General features: G+C 70.1%; 18 protein-coding genes and 1 tRNA gene. 10 read left to right on the forward strand and 9 right to left on the reverse strand.

What is annotated here, in order from left to right; translation table 11 throughout:
* The first annotated feature begins 37 nt into the window (after positions 1-37).
* Positions 38-1,462: a MocR-like pyridoxine biosynthesis transcription factor PdxR gene (gene pdxR, locus SACMADRAFT_RS19205; protein ID WP_009155501.1), complete on the forward strand. Its 1,425-nt coding sequence runs from the start codon at positions 38-40 to the stop codon at positions 1,460-1,462.
* Here the strand turns inward: pdxR and meaB are convergent.
* Together meaB and SACMADRAFT_RS19215 are read right to left on the reverse strand one after the other, a co-directional pair.
* Positions 1,443-2,420: a methylmalonyl Co-A mutase-associated GTPase MeaB gene (gene meaB, locus SACMADRAFT_RS19210; RefSeq protein ID WP_009155502.1), complete on the reverse strand. Its 978-nt coding sequence runs from the start codon at positions 2,418-2,420 to the stop codon at positions 1,443-1,445. The two genes, pdxR and meaB, sit on opposite strands and share 20 nt — an antisense overlap.
* A complete protein-coding gene (locus SACMADRAFT_RS19215) occupies positions 2,417-3,607 on the reverse strand; it encodes an acetyl-CoA C-acetyltransferase (protein WP_009155503.1) in 1,191 nt (396 codons plus the stop codon). Before SACMADRAFT_RS19215 ends, meaB begins: the two co-directional genes overlap by 4 nt.
* Positions 3,608-3,784: 177 nt before the next feature.
* Here SACMADRAFT_RS19215 and mce point away from each other — a divergent pair, with 177 nt between their 5' ends.
* Positions 3,785-4,228: a methylmalonyl-CoA epimerase gene (gene mce / locus SACMADRAFT_RS19220; RefSeq protein WP_009155504.1), complete on the forward strand. Its 444-nt coding sequence runs from the start codon at positions 3,785-3,787 to the stop codon at positions 4,226-4,228.
* On the opposite strand, the gene SACMADRAFT_RS19225 is transcribed toward mce, so the two are convergent.
* A complete protein-coding gene (locus tag SACMADRAFT_RS19225; protein WP_009155505.1) occupies positions 4,202-4,825 on the reverse strand; it encodes a TetR/AcrR family transcriptional regulator in 624 nt (207 codons plus the stop codon). The two genes, mce and SACMADRAFT_RS19225, sit on opposite strands and share 27 nt — an antisense overlap.
* A gap of 199 nt (positions 4,826-5,024) precedes the next feature.
* Complete coding sequence (locus tag SACMADRAFT_RS19230; protein WP_009155506.1) at positions 5,025-5,393, reverse strand: SPW repeat protein; 369 nt, start codon at positions 5,391-5,393, stop codon at positions 5,025-5,027.
* Between the two features lie 220 nt (positions 5,394-5,613).
* Here SACMADRAFT_RS19230 and ccrA point away from each other — a divergent pair, with 220 nt between their 5' ends.
* The 4 genes from ccrA (at position 5,614) to SACMADRAFT_RS19250 (ending at position 9,639) form a co-directional block, all read left to right on the forward strand.
* The gene (ccrA, locus tag SACMADRAFT_RS19235) at positions 5,614-6,957 is read left to right on the forward strand and encodes a crotonyl-CoA carboxylase/reductase (protein ID WP_009155507.1); all 1,344 of its coding nucleotides are present in this window, start codon (positions 5,614-5,616) and stop codon (positions 6,955-6,957) included.
* Positions 6,958-6,983: 26 nt separating this feature from the next.
* Positions 6,984-8,081 carry a coiled-coil domain-containing protein gene (locus SACMADRAFT_RS19240; protein ID WP_009155508.1) on the forward strand — a complete coding sequence of 366 codons (1,098 nt, stop codon included), beginning with the start codon at positions 6,984-6,986 and terminating at the stop codon, positions 8,079-8,081.
* 78 nt (positions 8,082-8,159) lie between these two features.
* Positions 8,160-8,609, forward strand: coding sequence for a universal stress protein (locus SACMADRAFT_RS19245; RefSeq protein WP_009155509.1), 450 nt, complete (start codon positions 8,160-8,162; stop codon positions 8,607-8,609).
* 7 nt (positions 8,610-8,616) lie between these two features.
* Entirely contained in the window at positions 8,617-9,639 is a 1,023-nt protein-coding gene (locus SACMADRAFT_RS19250) for an adenylate/guanylate cyclase domain-containing protein (protein WP_009155510.1), read from the forward strand.
* Here SACMADRAFT_RS19250 and SACMADRAFT_RS19255 read toward each other — a convergent pair.
* Positions 9,590-11,296, reverse strand: coding sequence for a DEAD/DEAH box helicase (locus SACMADRAFT_RS19255; protein WP_009155511.1), 1,707 nt, complete (start codon positions 11,294-11,296; stop codon positions 9,590-9,592). The genes SACMADRAFT_RS19250 and SACMADRAFT_RS19255 overlap by 50 nt on opposite strands.
* A gap of 238 nt (positions 11,297-11,534) precedes the next feature.
* Between SACMADRAFT_RS19255 and SACMADRAFT_RS19260 the strand changes: the two genes are divergently transcribed.
* Positions 11,535-11,744, forward strand: coding sequence for a hypothetical protein (locus SACMADRAFT_RS19260; protein ID WP_009155512.1), 210 nt, complete (start codon positions 11,535-11,537; stop codon positions 11,742-11,744).
* 84 nt (positions 11,745-11,828) lie between these two features.
* Here the strand turns inward: SACMADRAFT_RS19260 and SACMADRAFT_RS19265 are convergent, their stop codons facing one another.
* From SACMADRAFT_RS19265 to SACMADRAFT_RS29700, 4 genes are all read right to left on the reverse strand, one after another.
* Positions 11,829-13,070, reverse strand: a complete 1,242-nt coding sequence (locus SACMADRAFT_RS19265) for an aldehyde dehydrogenase family protein (RefSeq protein WP_009155513.1) — start codon at positions 13,068-13,070, stop codon at positions 11,829-11,831.
* A gap of 119 nt (positions 13,071-13,189) precedes the next feature.
* Positions 13,190-13,918, reverse strand: coding sequence for a M50 family metallopeptidase (locus SACMADRAFT_RS19270; protein ID WP_009155514.1), 729 nt, complete (start codon positions 13,916-13,918; stop codon positions 13,190-13,192).
* A 4-nt stretch (positions 13,919-13,922) separates the two neighbouring features.
* Positions 13,923-14,435 (reverse strand): DNA glycosylase family protein, encoded by a 513-nt coding sequence (locus SACMADRAFT_RS29695; RefSeq protein WP_085977932.1) that lies wholly within the window; start codon positions 14,433-14,435, stop codon positions 13,923-13,925.
* Positions 14,378-14,896, reverse strand: coding sequence for a DNA glycosylase family protein (locus SACMADRAFT_RS29700; protein WP_085977933.1), 519 nt, complete (start codon positions 14,894-14,896; stop codon positions 14,378-14,380). The genes SACMADRAFT_RS29695 and SACMADRAFT_RS29700 overlap by 58 nt, the downstream gene beginning before the upstream one ends.
* Before the next feature lie 403 nt (positions 14,897-15,299).
* On the opposite strand from SACMADRAFT_RS29700, the gene SACMADRAFT_RS19280 reads away from it, so the two are divergent.
* The 3 genes from SACMADRAFT_RS19280 to SACMADRAFT_RS19290 all read left to right on the forward strand — a co-directional run bounded on the left by SACMADRAFT_RS19280 (position 15,300) and on the right by SACMADRAFT_RS19290 (position 16,969).
* Entirely contained in the window at positions 15,300-16,094 is a 795-nt protein-coding gene (locus SACMADRAFT_RS19280; RefSeq protein ID WP_083840945.1) for a ribosomal RNA small subunit methyltransferase A, read from the forward strand.
* A gap of 117 nt (positions 16,095-16,211) precedes the next feature.
* On the forward strand, positions 16,212-16,820 hold the full coding sequence (gene orn, locus SACMADRAFT_RS19285) for an oligoribonuclease (RefSeq protein WP_009155516.1): 609 nt from the start codon (positions 16,212-16,214) through the stop codon (positions 16,818-16,820).
* Between the two features lie 73 nt (positions 16,821-16,893).
* Positions 16,894-16,969, forward strand: a tRNA-His gene (locus SACMADRAFT_RS19290).
* Positions 16,970-17,100: the final 131 nt, after the last annotated feature.

Genomic DNA, 17,100 nt, shown 5'->3' on the forward strand with positions numbered 1-17,100 from the left:
GTATCCAGAAACTGGCACACGAGTATGGTCCAGTCACATGGCAAAATCATGGTCCAGTTCCGGGGTGGATGTGCACCTCGACTGGAACCCTGACACCGGTAGAGCGGGGCTCGCCGAGGCGTTCCGGCTGGCCATCCGCGCGGGGCGGCTGCCACAGGGCGCCGTGCTGCCGTCAACCAGGGCACTCGCCGCCGACCTCGGCATAGCGCGGGGCACGGTGACCCGGGTGTACACCGACCTCGCCGCCGAGGGATACCTGCGCACCAGGCAGGGCGCGCCGACGACGGTGGCGACGGCGCCCACCGCGGCCACCGCAACCACCGCGGCCACCGCTGCCACCGCTGCCATGCCTGCGCCCGCCGCGGCGCCCGAACAGCCCGAACCGCGGTGGAGTCTGCTGCCGGGTCAGCCGAACCTTTCCATGTTTCCCAGGGGTGAGTGGCTGTCGGCCACCAGGCGCGTGCTGCAGCACGCGCCGTCCTCGGTGTTCGGCTACCTGGAGGAGCGCGGGGTCGAGCAGTTGCGCCATGCCCTTGCCCGCTATCTCGCACGCAGCCGGGGAGTGGTCGCCGAGCCGGAACGGATCGTGGTGTGCGCAGGCTACTCGCACGCGGTCTCGCTGCTGTGCACGGCGCTGCGAGGGCTGGGTGAGTCCAGCGTCGCCTTCGAGGACCCTTCGCTGTGGGTGTTTCGCGAACTGGCGACCGCGGCCGGACTCGCTGTCGACCCGGTCGCCGTCGACGACGACGGACTCGTGGTGTCCGAACTGGACAGCTCCGCTGTCGTGGTGACACCGGCCCACCAGTACCCGCTCGGTGTCACGCTGGCCCCGCACCGGCGCGCGCAGCTCGCGCGGTGGGCTCGGGACCGCGACGCCGTCGTGATCGAGGACGACTACGACGGCGAGTTCCGCTTCGACCGGCGCCCCATCGGGGCGGTGCAGGCACTGGCCCCCGAACACATCGTCTACGCGGGCACCGCCAGCAAGACGCTCGCACCGGGCCTGCGGCTGGGCTGGCTGGTGCTGCCGAGCAGGCTGGTGGAACCCGTCAGGGCGGTGCTGGCGGACAGCGGCTGGCGCGCACCGGTGCTGCAACAGCTCGTGCTGGCCGACCTGCTGGACTCCGGTGCCTACGACCGGCACGTCCGCCGCTGCCGGGCTTCCTACCGCCGCCGACGCGACCGGCTGCTCGCGCGGCTGCCGCCACTATTGAGCCCGCGCGGGATTTCCGCGGGGGTCCAGCTGCTGCTGATGCTGCCCGCCTCAGGACCCGACGAGCAGGCCGTGCTTGCTGCCGCGCAACGGCACTCGCTCGCGCTGCAACCGCTTAGTCCACACTGGATCGACCACCACCGGGAACGCGGGGCAGGCATCCTGGTCGGCTACGCGACCCCGGCCGAGCACGCGTTCGGTCCCACGGTGCGGGCGCTGCTGGACACCCTCACCGACGCAGGTCTGTGACGAGCCGCTCGGCAGCCGCGTAGGGATCGAGCTGCCTGCCCACGACGCGCCTCGCGAGTTCGTCGAGGCGGTCGCCGCCGTGCAACTCGCCGATCCGGACACGCAGCCGGTCCAGCGCGATCGCCTCCACCTCGGCGCGGGCCCGCGCCAGCCGCCTTCGGTCGAGCTCACCGTGTTCGCGCAGCCAGCCGAGGTGGTCGCGCAGCGCGGCGAGCAGTTCCGCGGAGCCCTTGCCGTCCACGGCGACCGTCGGCACGACGGGCTGCCGCCACGAGGGACCGGAAACCTCCCTGCGGTTCATGGCCACCAGCTGCCTGAGATCGCGTACGGTGGCCTCGGCACCGTCGCGATCGGCCTTGTTCACCACGAAGATGTCGGCGATCTCGAGTACGCCGGCCTTGGCCGCCTGGATGCCGTCGCCCATGCCGGGCGCGAGCAGCACCACGGTGGTGTCGGCCAGCCGTACCACATCCACTTCGGACTGACCGACACCGACGGTCTCGACGAGGATCACGTCGAAGCCTGCCGCGTCGAGCACCCTCACCGCCTGCGACGCCGCCGAGGCCAGGCCGCCGAGTTGACCGCGCGTCGCCATCGACCGGATGAACACCGCCGGGTCGGTGGCGTGCTCGGACATCCGTATCCGGTCACCGAGCAAGGCACCGCCGGAGAACGGCGACGAGGGGTCGACGGCGAGCACACCGACCCGGTTGCCGTCGGCCCGCAGTGCCGACACCAGCGTCGAGGTCGAGGTCGACTTGCCGACGCCGGGAGGCCCGGTCAGCCCCACCACGTGCGCGCGTCCGGTATGCGGCAGCAGCGCGGCCGCGACCTCCTCGAGCGCCGGGTGCGCATGCTCAACCAGCGAGATCAACCGCGCGACGGCGCGGGGCGCGCCCTGCCGTGCGCTCGCGATCAGGTCGTCGACGTTCGCGGCGGTTTCACCGGCTGCCTTCACGACTTCGCGGGCACCCTGATCAGCAGCGCGTCACCCTGACCGCCACCACCGCACAGCGCCGCGGCCCCGAGGCCGCCGCCACGGCGGCGCAGTTCGTGGGTGAGGTGCACCGCCAGCCTCGCGCCGGAGGCCCCGATGGGGTGGCCCAGTGCGATCGCGCCGCCGTTGACGTTGACCCGGTCGAGGTCCAGGCCGAGCTTGCGCGCGGACACCAGCCCCACGGCGGCGAACGCCTCGTTGATCTCCACGAGGTCGAGCGCGCCGGCGTCGAGCCCGGCCTTGGCGAGCGCGACGTTGATCGCGTTCGCGGGCTGCTCGTGCAGGCTCGCGTCCGGACCGGCCACCACGCCGTGCGCACCGATCTCCGCGAGCGGCTCGACACCGAGTTCCTCGGCCTTGGCCCTGCTGGCCACCACGACGGCGGCGGCGCCGTCGGAGATCTGCGACGCCGAGCCCGCGGTGATGGTGCCGTCGGCGGCGAACGCAGGGCGCAGCTTGCCGAGGCCTTCCACCGTGGTGTCGGCGCGGACCCCTTCGTCGGTGCCGAACACGACCGGGTCCTTGCCGCGCCGGGGGACGCTCACCTCGACGATCTCGTCGGTGAAGACACCGCCCGCGATGGCCTTGGCCGCCAACTGGTGCGAGCGTGCGGCGAACTCGTCCTGCTCGGCACGGGTGAGTTCGTAGCGCGCGTTGTACTTCTCGGTCGAGGCCCCCATGGCCACCTGGTCGAAGGCGCAGAACAGCCCGTCATGGGACATGTGGTCCAGCAGCGTCACGTCGCCGTACTTGTACCCGGCCCTGGACTTCGGCAGCAGATGCGGCGCCTGCGTCATCGACTCCTGCCCGCCCGCCACGACGAGGTCGAACTCGCCCGCGCGGATGAGCTGGTCGGCGAGCGCGATGGCGTCCAGGCCGGAAAGACAGACCTTGTTGACGGTCAACGCGGGGACGTCCATCGGGATACCCGCGGCGACGGCGGCCTGCCGGGCCGGAATCTGTCCCGCACCCGCCGTCAGCACCTGCCCCATAATGGTGTACTGCACCGACTCCGGCGCCACACCCGCACGTTCGAGCGCCGCCTTGATGGCGAACCCACCGAGCTGGGCACCCGAGAAGTCCTTCAGGGAGCCGAGCAGTCGACCGATGGGGGTGCGCGCGGCACCAAGAATGACCGAACCGGACACGAGCTGCCTCCTGTCATCGAGCCGACATCGCGAACCGACATCGCACTTGCCTCGCCGCACGAGCGACCCAGTCGACGATACCGACTGGTAGCTCATCGGTGGGTATCACCGCGACCCAACGCAGCGGGTGTCACAGTCACCCCACCGGCGACCGCGCACCGCCTATCCTGACGTGTCATGCGGCAGGCATTGAAGCCCTTCATCACCACAATCGACCACGTCGGCGTCGCGGTGGCCGATCTCGACCGGGCCATCGAGTTCTACGAGCAGAACTTCGGCCTCGAGGTAACCCACAGCGAGGTCAACGAGGAGCAGGGTGTGCGGGAGGCCATGCTGCACGCACCAGGTGACAGCAGCGGACCCGCCGTGCAGTTGCTCGCGCCGTTGCGTGAGGACTCGGCCATCGCGAAGTTCCTCGACCGGCAGGGTCCCGGGCTGCAGCAACTCGCCTACCGCGTCACCGATGTCGATGCCGCCAGCGCGGCGCTGCGGGACAACGGGCTGCGGCTGCTCTACCCGGAGGCCAGGCGCGGCACCGCGGGCAGCAGGATCAACTTCGTCCACCCCAAGGACGCGGGCGGGGTGCTGGTCGAGCTAGTCGAGCCCGCTGCTGGGCACTGATTCCCGCGGTGCGGCGGCCCGCGCGGTGAGCGCGTCGGCGATGAACGTCAGCTCGCGTTCCATCTCGTCGGGCCCGTCGGGGGTGTCCTCGGCGTGCCGCGCCACCGAGTGCCGGTAGCTGACCGCCAGCGCGAGCAGCGCGGCCGCGCTGTCGACGTCGGCCAGCGCCAGGCTGCCCGCGCCCGCCGCGGCGATGATCACAGTGCGCACCTGGTTGACCAGGACGTCGTAGCGGCTGCGTAGCGCGTCGCGCACGGCGCGATGGGTGTCGGCTTCCCTCCACAGCAGGTGCGACAGCACCTGCGAGGCCGAAAGCCGCCGGTCCAGTTCTGCCACCAGCCTGCGCAGGCTCTCGGCGATGTCGCCGGGCACCACCACGGCGGCAGGCTCGATGCGTTCGTCAGGCAGCCGTTCCACCAGCGCGGTCAGCAGGTCCCGTTTGCGCCGGAAGTAGTAGTGCACCAGACCCTTCGGCACACCTGCGACCTCCGCGATGCGGGAAGTGGGTGTGGCGTCGAAGCCGAGTTCGGCGAACAGCCGCTCCGCAGCGAGGAGGATGCGTTCCCTGGCGGAAGGATCGTCGCCCTTCTTGGCCATCGCTCCTCCTTTCGAGCATCCAGCCCCCTGTTTGTCACCTGCTACTTCGGGGCGCGTTTCACGATACTGCGCCGCACAAGCCGCACAAGCCGCACAAGCCACGTGCGGCCCACGACGCTGCCGGGCGGGGCGACGTCGTGGGCCGGTGTGGGTCGATGTGGACCGATGTTGCGAAACGCCGACGGTAGCGGCCGGGCTGTCAGTGCTGTCCGGCCGTGCGGTGTGCTGCATTGGCGACCGGAAGCGCGGCCGCACCCGCGATCACCGTCAACGCGCCGACGATCCACGACGTCCACGCGGCGCCGGTCAGCTCGGTGTAGCCCATCACCCATGGGGAGATGAAGGCCAGCGCGCCGAGCACGATCTGGATGCCCTCCCCGTAGACCATGCCCGGCCTCGCCAGCGAGGCGAGTCCGTCGAGCGCGATCAGCGCACCGAGAACGATCATCGTCCACAACGCCGCCGTGTTCGTGGCGAACCACAGCGGAGAGACGGCCAACACGACCCCGAGCACGACTTCCACCCAGTCGTGCGGCCTCGTCCAGGGACGTACCGATGTCTGAGCCATCGTGATCACCTCCTGCGAGCCGAACCGTGTGTCTCGCGGTCCGTATTCCAATGATGCTCCTTGATTGGCCGGCCGGTCAAGATTTGTCGCGGGAGACGCCTGCCGTGCTCAAGCTCACCCCGACGCACCACCCGCTCGCGCTACCGACGGTTGTGCGACGGGTTACCGGCCAGTAATTTCTGTCGGCAAGCCCTTCCCGGACCGGCACGGAGGTACCACCATGGCCAACGAACTCACCGAGATCCAGCAGGCCATCCTGGCAGGAGACCTCGACGCGGTCGCCGGCCTGCCGATGCCACGGTCCTACCGGGGCGTCACCGTGCACGCCGAGGACGTCGAGATGTTCGACGGACTGCAAAGCAAGGACAAGGACCCGCGAAAGGCACTGCACATCGACGAGGTCGACGTGCCGGAACTGGGTCCGGGAGAGGCACTGGTCGCGGTGATGGCCAGCGCCATCAACTACAACACGGTGTGGACCTCGATCTTCGAGCCACTGCCCACGTTCAAGTTCCTGCAGCGCTACGGCAGGCTCTCCGAACTCGCCAAGCGCCACGACCTGCCTTACCACGTCGTCGGCTCCGACCTGTCCGGCGTGGTGCTGCGCACCGGGCCGGGCGTGCACAAGTGGCGACCGGGCCAGGAGGTGGTGGCCCACTGCCTGAACGTGGAGCTGGAGGGCCCGGAGGGCCACGACGACACGATGCTCGACACCGAGCAGCGCATCTGGGGTTTCGAGACCAACTTCGGGGGCCTCGCGGAGATCGCCCTGGTGAAGGCGAACCAATTGATGCCCAAGCCCAAGCACCTGACCTGGGAGGAGGCGGCCAGCCCTGGTCTGGTCAACTCCACCGCCTACCGGCAGCTGGTCTCCCGCAACGGCGCCGACATGAAGCAGGGTGACGTCGTGCTCATCTGGGGAGCCTCCGGCGGGCTGGGTTCCTACGCGACCCAGTACGCACTCAACGGGGGAGCCATCCCGGTGTGTGTGGTGTCCAGCCCGGAAAAGGCTCAGCTGTGCAGGCGGATGGGTGCCGAACTGGTCATCGACCGCAACGCCGAGGGCTACCGGTTCTGGAAGGACGAGCAGACCCCTGACCCCAAGGAGTGGCAGCGGTTCGGCGCACGCATCCGCGAACTGACCGGGGGCGAGGACCCCGACATCGTGTTCGAGCACCCCGGAAGGGAGACCTTCGGCGCGTCGGTCTACGCCGCGCGCAAGGGCGGCACGATCGTGACGTGCGCGTCGACCTCCGGCTACCTGCACACCTACGACAACAGGTACCTGTGGATGAACCTGAAGCGCATCATCGGCTCGCACTTCGCCAACTACCGCGAGTCGTGGGAAGCCAACCGGCTCATCGAAAAGGGACACATCCACCCGACCCTGTCCAAGACCTACCCGCTCACCCAGACCGGCCAGGCCGCCTTCGACGTGCACAAGAACCTGCACCAGGGCAAGGTCGGCGTGCTCTGCCTGGCACCGGAGGAAGGACTCGGAGTGCGCGACGAGGAGAAGCGGGCGCGACACCTCGACCGCATCCGGACGTTCCGAGGCGTGTAACCGCCGGCTCCCGTTAGGGTGGGGTCATGAGCCTTGGCGAGGAACGGGAGCTCGTGCCGCTGGGAGCCGGCTTCGACTTCGAGAAGCGCGGATACAGCCGCGCTCAGGTCGACGAGCATCTGGAACGGCTGGACGCCGACATCAAGATGCTTGTGTCCGATCGCGACGCTGCCATCTCGCAGGCGGGCGATCTGGCGAGGCAGCTCGAGGCCGCGCGCATCGAGATCGACGACCTGCGAGGGCAGGTGGAACGACTCGCCCAGCCGCCCACCACGATCGAGGGTCTTTCCGAACGGCTGCAACGAATGTTGCGGTTGGCGCAGGAAGAGGCCAGCGACACCAAAGCACGCGCGGAGGCCGAAGCCGGACATATCCGGGCAAAGGCCGAATCCGACGCCAGCTCCATGCGGGCCAGGTACGAGCAGCTACTGACGGAACTGTCCGAACGCCGCAGGGAGATGGAGGCCGAGCACCGCAAGGTGCTCGAGGACGCGAGGGCGGAGGCCGAGCGCATCACCGCGGCCGCGCAGGCCGAGCGCGAGCGCCTCGACAGCGAGGCCGAGCAGCGCCGGGCCAAGGTCGAGGAAGACTTCGAGATCGCGATGGCGACCCGCCGCAGCGAGTCGATGCGTGAGCTCGCCGAGCAGGAGGCGGCGAGCAAGGCGGAGGCCGACCGCAGGGTGCGTGAGGCCACCGAGGAGGCAGCCGCGATCAGGGCCGAGGTCGCCGATGAACAGGCCAAGGCCAACGCCGAGATCGAGCGACGGCGCCGGGAGTCGATCGAGGACGCCAACCGCCGCAAGCAGGACTCGATAAGCGAGGCCAACGCACGCGTGGCGGAGGCTTCCGAAGAGGCGACCCGCCGCGTCCGGGAGGCGACCGAGGAGTCCGATCGCCTCGTCGGCGAGGCCACCGAGAAGGTGGAGGCACTGCGGGCACTGCGAAGCAAGATCGCCGAACAGGTGCGGGCGGCCCGCGCTGTGCTGGCCGACGCGGAGTCGGCACTGGGCATCGACCGGCCCACCGCCGCAAGCTCGGACACCGACGAGGACGGCGAAGAGAACGGCACCGGACCCCGGCAGCGAGAGGCTGCCACCGCGGGCGCGAAACCAACTCGTGAGTAGGTAACTGCTGCGCCCGGCCGCTCGAGCCGCTACTGTCTGCTCACAGACCTGGCTCGAGCATGTTCTTGGAGGATCCGGATGGCCGCCTACCAGACCATCGTCGTCGGTACCGATGGTTCCGACTCCTCGCTGGCCGCCGTCGACCGCGCCGCCGCCGTCGCCGCCGACTCCGGCGCGACGCTGGTGATCGCGTGCGCCTACTACCCGGCAAGCCAGGACGAGGTCGACCGGGCACAGGAGGTGCTGCGCGACGAGGCGTACCAGGTCGTCGGCTCAACCCCCGCCGAGGACACGCTGCAGACCGCCCGCGACCGCGCGGTGAAAGCGGGCGCCGCCCGCATCGAGACGGTCCCGGTGCGCGGCGAACCGGTGGAGTCGCTTCGCAACGTCGCGCGGGACCGCTCGGCGGACCTGCTCGTGGTCGGCAACCGCGGACTCAACACCCTCGCAGGCCGCATCCTCGGCTCGGTTCCCTCCGAGGTCGCGCGCAAGTCCGGCGTCGACGTGCTGATCGTGCACACCACCTGATGGCCCGATGACGGACCAGGCGCTCCAACGGCGGCTCGAAGGCATGCTGCTCGGCGGCGAGCGCAAGTACACCCGGCTTGAGGTCGCGCAGCGGGCAGGCGTTGCGCAGGAGCGATCGCGCAAGCTTTGGCAGGCGCTGGGTTTCGCCTCGGTCGGTGACGACGAGGTGGTGTTCACCGACGCCGACGTGGAGGCCGTGCGCACGACCGACCGACTGATCGGTACCGGGCTGCTTCAACCCGAGCTGGAAACGGCCGTGGCCAGAACCGTCGGGCTGCATCTTTCCCGGCTCGCCGAGTGGCAGTCGCAGCTGCTGTGGTCGCTGATCGAGGAGCACCCTGAGCTGGCCGCCGACCAGCGACAACTGGTCGAACTGGTGCGGCAGCTGCTGCCCGAGCTGGAACGGGTGCAGAACTTCGTCTGGCGCAGGCACCTGGCCGCCTACGCGGGACGTGCGCTCGCCGCCGAGGAAGACCTGGAGTCAGGCACCCAGGTGGTCGGGTTCGTCGACATGGTCGGCTACACCAGGATGACCCGGCGCGTCGACGAGGCACAGCTGGGCGAGGTGTTGGAGCGCTTCGAGGGACTGGCCACCGAACTGATCGCCGAACACCACGGGCGAGTCGTGAAGATGATCGGCGACGAGGTGCTGTTCGTGAGCGACTCCCCCGCCGACGCCGCCGAGATCGCGCTGTCGCTGACCGAGCGCACCAGCGCGGACGAGCGGTTGCCCGCGGTACGGGCCGGGCTGGCGGCCGGGCGGGTACTCAGCAGGTTCGGCGACGTCTACGGGTCGGTGGTGAACCTGGCGAGCAGGCTGACCTCCATGGCACGCCCCGGCACGGTGCTCGTGGATCGTGAGCTGGCCACCGAGTTGTCGCGGATGCCGGAGTACGAGTTGCGCACCCGCCGCCCGGTTTCGGTGCGCGGCTACAACCGGGTGCGCTCGGCGGCACTGCGCAGGACGCGCGACCCCGCCACTACCTCGCGTGCTGCCGCTCGCGACGAACGGTCGCCTTCCGGCCCTTGATGCTGCTGCCGCGCAGAGCGGCGATCACGTCGTCCGCCGCGCCTGCGGGCACGTCCACCAGCGAGAACCGGTCCGCGATCTCGATGGCGCCCACGTCCCTGCCGCGCAGCCGTGACTCACCGGCGATCGCGCCGACCAGGTCCTGCGGGCGCACGCCCGCCGTGCGGCCGAGCCCGACGAACAGCCGGGTCATGCCCTCGGCCGCGGACTTGCCGCGACGTTGCTCCCGCCCGCCACTCGGCGCGCGACGGCCTCGGCCGTCCTGCCGGGTGTCGCGCGACCTGAGTTCCACCTCCGGGATCTCCTCCTCGTCGGTGGCACCCGAGGCCTCGTGAGCGAGCTTGACGGCGGCGAGCGCCACCTCGAGCAGGTCGAACTCCTCGGCCAGCGGCTCGACGGCACCGCGATAGCGGTCGAGGTCGCCCGCGAGCAGGGTTTCCCGCAGCGCCGCCCTCGTCAGCTCCAACCGACGGGCACGCAGGTCGGCCACGGTGGGCAGTTTCTCGACCACCAGCCGCTGACCGGTCACCCGCTCGATCGTCTTCAGCATCCGGTGTTCACGGGGTTCGGCGAGGGTGATCGCGGAGCCCTCCCTGCCCGCGCGACCGACCCGGCCGATGCGGTGGACGTAGACGTCCGGCGCGCTGGGCACGTCGTAGTTGACGACATGGGTCAGCTGCTCGATGTCCAGCCCGCGCGCGGCCACGTCGGTGGCCACGACCAGGTCGGCCGTACCGCCGCGCAGCCGCGCCACCACGCGGTCACGCTGCGGCTGGTCCATCCCGCCGTGCAGCGCCTCCGCGCGGTAGCCGCGGCCGTTCAGCGTCTCGGTGAGCCGGTCGACCTCCTCGCGCGTGCGGCAGAACACCACGGCGGCGGTGGGCGCCTCGACGTCGAGCACGCGGCCGAGCGCGGCCGGTTTGTGTCCCCTCGGCACGACGTAGGCGCTCTGCCTGATCAGCGACGCCTCACCACGGGTGGAGCTTTCCCTGCCCAGTTCGATGCGAGCGGGCTCGCGCAGGTGTCGACGCACCATCCCGGCGATGCGCGGTGGGATCGTCGCCGAGAAGAGCATGGTCTGCCGCTGCTCGGGACTTTCCTGCAGGATCGCCTCGATGTCCTCGGCAAAGCCCATGTCGAGCATCTCGTCGGCCTCGTCGAGCACCACCGTCCGCAACTCGGCCAGTGACAGCGTGCCGCGCCCGAGATGGTCCAGCGCCCTGCCGGGTGTGGCCACCACCACGTCGACACCCTGTCCCAGCGCCCGCAGTTGCCTGCCCATCGGCTGGCCGCCGTAGATGGGCACGACGCGCGCGCCCAGGTGGTGCCCGTAGCGGTACATCGCCTCGCAGACCTGCGCGGCCAGTTCCCTGGTCGGCACGAGCACCAGGGCCGAGGGCGCCTTGCCGCGCTCGCCGTCGGGCAGCCGCTGCAACACCGGCAGCGCGAACGCCGCCGTCTTGCCGGTGCCCGTCGCCGCCTGCCCCACCAGGTCCCGACCCTGCAGCACCGTGGGGATGGCGGCGAGCTGGATGGGGGTCGGCTCCTCGTAGCCGAGTTCGGACAGTGCCCGCAGCAGTTCCGGCCGAAGCCCCAGCTCGGCGAACCCGGCGGTCTGCTCTGCCGGGTTCAACTGCTCCGTCGCGTTCGCAACCATGGTCGGCCTCCTGGTCCTGAGAAGAGTTCACGGTGGTCCCACGGCGCTGGCACCACCCAGGCAGGGGCAGTCCCCGACGGTACCCGGCTGCCGCGTGGGCGTGCCGACCCGTATCGCCCGGCCGCCGGATCACGGTAGGGTCTGGCTGTCGAGAGCGTTCCGTATGTCGGCACCCCGAGCCGCGTCGTTCTCGACAACCCGGCCCACCGGCCTCGCCGGCAGGGCGGGAGGGAGCCGCATGACGACCGTTCGTGACACCGGCCCGACCCCGGCACGAGTAGCCCGCGCCCGAGCGGCGCACGAAGAACACCTGGAGCGGGTACGCGGCCTCGCGGCCCGCACCGTGGCAGGCCACTCCATGGACGCGCAGGACTGCCAGCACCTGCTCGCCATGCTCGGCCTGGACGTGCGGGAGGCCGACGCGGCCGTCGCATCCGGCCGCGACTGAGCGCCGGCCCACCGCCGCTGTTACGCACCATCCACCTCGATCGCCGGCCTCCCCAGCGGGACGCAGTGTGTTCGCCTGACCGGTTCACGACCGGTCGGGCAGCACCGCGTACTGCCTCACGTAGAGGTCGGTGTAGGTGACCGGTCCGCGCGGTCCCGGCACCCTGTCGATGTTGATGCCGGTCTCCGGCACCCCGAGCAGTTTGAAGCCGTCGAGCAGCCGGGTGGTGGCGTTCCAGAACACCCCCGTGCCCTGGTAGCCGTCGAAGAACGCCTCAGCGGCCGACTCGTCCTCGGTGGCGATGCCAGCCGCGAGCCCCGACGTCTCCTCGTTGGCGATCGCGACCGCCTCGGCCAGGCTGTCGACCCGTGCCACGGTCACCGTGGCCTCCCGCTCGGAGTCCAGCGCCCACTCGTAGCCGATCGGGTGGTCGTGCGGCGGCAGCGATGCCCGCACGCCCCGGTTCTCGAGCGCTTCGGACACCCCCGGCCAAACCAGGTCGTGTATCGAGGAATGGATGAGCAGCAGGTTCAGCCGGTTGCACACCCCCAGCCGGTCGAGGCTGTCGGCTACGAGCGAGCGCGCCTTCTCCACGTCGGCCGCGGCGTCGACGTAGAGCACCCCGCCGCCGTCGGCGTGGGCGAGCGTGCGCACCCCGTGGGTCGCCGCCTCGGTGGCCAGCGCCCGCGTGCTGTCACCGCTTCCCCGCAGGATCACCAACGGAACGAGGTTCGCAAGCCGCACCAGCGCGGCCGCGGCCTCCCGCTCGGCCCTTGGCACGAGTTGGATCGCGTCGGCGTCGATCCCGGCCTCGGCGAGCGCCGGTGCCACCACCACATCCAGCAGCCGTTGCGCCGAACCGAGCGCGGCGGAGCCCGTGCGCAGCACCCCGGCGTTGCGGGACTTGATCAGTTGGGAAGCGACGTCGACCGTCACGTTCGGCCTCGCCTCGTAGTTCGCCCCGATCACTCCCACGGGCCTGCGCCGCTCGACCAGCCGCAGGCCACCTGCCAGCGCGGCCACCGGAACGGAGCGCTCCTGATGAGGTGCACCAGCGAGCAACCGCAGTTGGTCTGCCATGCCGGTGAGCCGCTCGTCGGTGATGGTCAGCCGGTCGAGCAAGCCCGCGCTCATCCCGTCCGCGCGGGCCTTCGTCACGTCCTCGGCGTTGGCTTCGAGCACAGCGGCACGGTTGGCGACCAGGTGATCAGCCATCGCGCTGAGGGCGGCATCGATCGACGCGTCCGGCACCGCGGCAATGGATGGTGCCGCGCGCTTCGCCGCACGCGCGCACTCCTCGACAGCCTTCGCGACCTCGTCCGCCACTGCACAGTCCTCTCGAAAAGCCACACCTGTGTCGACCCCTCTAGTGTGCCGCAAGCGGTGCAGGCGCATCCGGCCGGTCGGTGGTGCTTCAGGCTCGGCCGAACCCGCAGGCCACCGCGTCAGAACGGGGAGACCGCAGGCTCCACGAGCAGCATCCCGCCGACCGCGAGACAGCTCACGGTGAGCACCGCCAGGACGAGCAACCAGATCGTCGCCGGAACCCCGGTCAGTCGCGCGAGTTGGTCGGCGTCGGAGTCCCTGGCGGCGCCCCTGCGGCGCTTGGCCTGCAGCTCGAACACCGGCCGGATCGCCCCCAGCAGCAGAAACCACGTGATGAGATAGACGAACGCCGCCTGCACGCCCGGGCCCGCGAACAACGCCACAAACCCGAGCACGAAGGCCGAAACGACGACGGCGAACACCCCGTACGCGTTGCGGACCATCACGAGCACGCCCAGCAGCAGCGCCGCCGCGACCCCGAGCACGGCACTCAACTGCTCTCCCGCCACCAGACCGGAGAACGCCAACCCCAGCAGGGCGGGCGCCGGGTAACCGGCGAGGGTCGTCAGCACCATTCCGGGACCGGCGGGTTTGCCCCGCGACACCGTGACCCCGGAGGTGTCGGAGTGCAGCCGGATGCCCTGCAACCGTCTGCCCGCGAGCACGGCGACGAACGCGTGCCCTGCCTCGTGCACGATGGTCACCACGTTGCGCGCGAACCGCCACGGCCCGCGAAGCAGCACCACGAGCAGTGCCGCCACTCCCGCGACGAGCGCAATGGTGCCCGCGGTCTCGACATCCAGCTCGAATGCCCGCAGGATCTCGCTGTCCAGTTCGGCCAACTCCACACCGTCAGCTCACCACAGGGGCTGTCTGTTCCCGGTAACCCCCTTTCCCCTGGCCCGCTACGACATCGGGATATAGTTCACAACTCGGCGAGGCTCGAAGCACAAACGCGGCCCAGCCGCTGTACGGGCCGTACCGCCGGGCGATCCGTTCGAGCTCGTCGACGTCGCCAACCCCGTACGCCTGGGCCATCCTGGCGTGAAGCCGGGGTTCTCGCCGAGGGAAGAGCGCGGGGTGCCCGGCGCCCTGACCGACGACGAACTCCGCCGAGAACGGCCCGATCCCTGGCAACCGCCGCAGTTCCCGCACGGCATGATCAGGCGGCAGGGAACGCAGGTACGCGCCGTTGAGCGAGCCGTCGAGCGCGGCACGCGCGATCGCCGCCAGTCGCTGCCGCTTCACCGCGGACAACCCGAGCGAAAGATCGGCGTCGAGCAGTACCTCGGGCGCGGGGAACGAGGTTATCGCGCACCCGCCGATCGAGACCCGTTCACCGTGCCGTTCGGCGATGCGTCGCACGATCGCCGCCGCCTGTGCGACGCGCAACCGGTGGCACACGACCGCGAAAAGGCCGCCTCGTACGGTGAGTGGAAATGTACCGGGCGCAACCCGGGGCGCAGGCTGCGTAATCGGGCCAGCACCGGATCTCGGCGGGCGAGCGCGGCGAAGCCGTCACCGTCGGCATCGAGCGACAGGATTCGACGCACCTGCTCCGCGACCACGGTTGCCGCTACCCCCTTCGCCACGATGCCGATGTGCACCACGTTCGGCGCCCGTTGCCGCACCCGCGCCGCGACGGGCCGATAGGTGTCCTCCACCGTGAACCCCAGGCACAACGTCGCCGGGTTGCCGCCCTCCTGAGGTCTGCAGCCCGGTGGCTGGTGGCGCAGATAATCCGCGTAGTCACGAAGGTCGATACCACCGCGGGCCTTCACCTCGATGTGGGATTCGACCGCGGGCTCGGTGCTGACCGCACACATGGTTCGCTCTCCTCCGCTGTTCGGTGTGGACTCGATGTGACCGACGCTACGACCGATCAGCGCAATCGCCGAGGAACGCGCTGTACCAACGGATCCGCTCACACGGCCCCAGTAGGCGAACCGGCACTCTCGCACACAGCATCACCGCCACGAGAGTTCCGTTCGTGCCAGCAGCACCAAAACCGGTTGCGGCGGGCGCTAATGTCGTCGGCATGGGAACTTTGGTCCTCCGCTGCGCGGTGTTCGCCCGGCTACGGGCACGCCGCACCTAGTCGCAGCGGCCGCTCACCCACACTCACTTTCCGAAGCTGCCCTTTCGTGACCGGGCCTGCTGTCGCTGCGCCATGACGTCCGTGCGCGCTCGTTTCCGGGCGCTCCCCTCGTTCATGACGAAAGCAGCGCCATGCCCAATTCACGACGGCCTCGCCGCGCCCGCAAACACCCACTGCCCAATCCTTCCGGCGTACACTTCCTGACCGCACGCCACGTCGTCGACGACCTGATCAGGTCATGCTCGCCGAGCTCTGGAGATCTGGTGCTCGACCTCGGCGCGGGTACCGCGGCGATCACGGCACCGCTTGCCGCCACCGGCGCACGCGTGTTGGCGGTGGAACGCGACCCCGAGTTCGCCCGCCGGTTGCGTGCCCGGCTCGGCGCGGCCGACAACGTCCGCGTCATACAGGCGGATGCGCGAACCTTTCCGTTGCCGGACAAGGAGTTCCTCGTCGTGTCGAGCATCCCGTACGGGATTGCCACCGCGTTGCTGCGCCGCCTGCTCGGTCCGCGTACCACCCGGCTGCGCAGGGCGGCGCTGGTGGTGGAATGGGGGTTCGCCAAGCGGGTCACCGAACCGCTGCCACGTTCCACAGAGCTGGCCTGGTGGGCTGCTCGGTTCGACATCCAGCTGCTGCGCAAAGTGCCCGCGCATTGCTTTCGCCCCTCGCCTTCCGTCAATTCCGCACAGCTGCTGCTGCGACGTAGGCCAGGAGCGACCCCCCGTGGCGAGCGGCTGCTGTGGGCTCTGCTGCGAGCCGCCCGGCGGCAGCCGACGAGGTCGGCCCGTTCGACCGTCACCGCGCTCGCGGGCAAGGGCACCCACCGGCTGCTGCGCCGCCACGGCATCGACCCCGCCATGCCCACCGCGGGTGTGAGGCCACCGTCGTGGGCGGCGCTGGCCGAGGAGTTGGCCGTGCGGTGAGAATCCGATGGCGACGAGCCCGTGGGCGGTCCCGCAACGTCACGCGACCGGTCGCCCAACAGGCCGAAAACGGAGTGTGACAAGCAACACCCGGTCCGCCACGTTAGGGTTTCGAGGGTGACCGACCGTCTTGTCTGGATCGACTGTGAGATGACAGGGCTCGACCTCGCCAAGGACGCCCTGATCGAGATCGCCGTACTCGTCACCGACGCGGACCTTCGGGTACTCGGCGAGGGCCTCGACCTCGTCATCCATGCCGGTGACGAGGCGTTGGCCAACATGCCCGACGTGGTGCGTGAGATGCACGCCAGGTCCGGACTGACCGAGGAGGTACGCCGCTCCACCGTCACCATCGACGAGGCCGAACGCAGAGCGCTCGAGTACGTGCGCGAGTACGTGCCCGACCCGCAGACGGCGCCACTGGCGGGCAACTCCGTGGCTACCGACCGGGGTTTCCTGGCGCGGGACATGCCCGAGCTCGACGCGTACCTGCACTACCGCATGGTCGACGTCTCGTCGGTCAAGGAGCTCGTACGGCGCTGGTACCCCCGGATCTACTACGCGAAGCCGGACAAGGGGCTTGCCCACCGGGCACTCGCCGACATCAAGGAGTCGATCGGCGAGTTGGAGTACTACCGCAGGACCGCGTTCGTCCCGCAGCCCGGCCCGAGCACCGAACAGGCCAGGGCCGCGGCGGGCGAGGTGCTGCGGGACCGCGACGAGTAGCCCCGGTGCGACGCCGCCGCTGGGCGCGCGCTACGATGATCCAGCCGAGGCGGTCATCGACATGCCTCGCGTGGTGGGTGTAGCTCAGCTGGTAGAGCACCTGGTTGTGGTCCAGGGGGCCGCGGGTTCAAGTCCCGTCACTCACCCCACTTGATCCGGTGGACACTGTCGGCATCACGATGTCTCCGCGATCACGAACAGTGCCGGATGTGGCGTTCCGGTCACCTATTGAGCACGCTCGGTGACAGCGGCACGCCTGCCCGACCGTCCATGACTCCGG

It is taken from the genome of Saccharomonospora marina XMU15 (genome assembly GCF_000244955.1).
Taxonomy (GTDB): Bacteria; Actinomycetota; Actinomycetes; order Mycobacteriales; family Pseudonocardiaceae; genus Saccharomonospora_A; species Saccharomonospora_A marina.

Bases quoted from the DNA above. Each gene is read 5' to 3' on its own strand.
- pdxR (WP_009155501.1), top strand. From the start codon at position 38: ATGGCAAAATCATGGTCCAGTTCCGGGGTGGATGTGCACCTCGACTGG.
- mce (WP_009155504.1), top strand. From the start codon at position 3,785: ATGCGGCAGGCATTGAAGCCCTTCATCACCACAATCGACCACGTCGGC.
- SACMADRAFT_RS19225 (WP_009155505.1), bottom strand. From the start codon at position 4,825: ATGGCCAAGAAGGGCGACGATCCTTCCGCCAGGGAACGCATCCTCCTC.
- SACMADRAFT_RS19230 (WP_009155506.1), bottom strand. From the start codon at position 5,393: ATGGCTCAGACATCGGTACGTCCCTGGACGAGGCCGCACGACTGGGTG.
- ccrA (WP_009155507.1), top strand. From the start codon at position 5,614: ATGGCCAACGAACTCACCGAGATCCAGCAGGCCATCCTGGCAGGAGAC.
- SACMADRAFT_RS19240 (WP_009155508.1), top strand. From the start codon at position 6,984: ATGAGCCTTGGCGAGGAACGGGAGCTCGTGCCGCTGGGAGCCGGCTTC.
- SACMADRAFT_RS19245 (WP_009155509.1), top strand. From the start codon at position 8,160: ATGGCCGCCTACCAGACCATCGTCGTCGGTACCGATGGTTCCGACTCC.
- SACMADRAFT_RS19250 (WP_009155510.1), top strand. From the start codon at position 8,617: ATGACGGACCAGGCGCTCCAACGGCGGCTCGAAGGCATGCTGCTCGGC.
- SACMADRAFT_RS19255 (WP_009155511.1), bottom strand. From the start codon at position 11,296: ATGGTTGCGAACGCGACGGAGCAGTTGAACCCGGCAGAGCAGACCGCC.
- SACMADRAFT_RS19260 (WP_009155512.1), top strand. From the start codon at position 11,535: ATGACGACCGTTCGTGACACCGGCCCGACCCCGGCACGAGTAGCCCGC.
- SACMADRAFT_RS29700 (WP_085977933.1), bottom strand. From the start codon at position 14,896: ATGTGTGCGGTCAGCACCGAGCCCGCGGTCGAATCCCACATCGAGGTG.
- SACMADRAFT_RS19280 (WP_083840945.1), top strand. From the start codon at position 15,300: ATGCCCAATTCACGACGGCCTCGCCGCGCCCGCAAACACCCACTGCCC.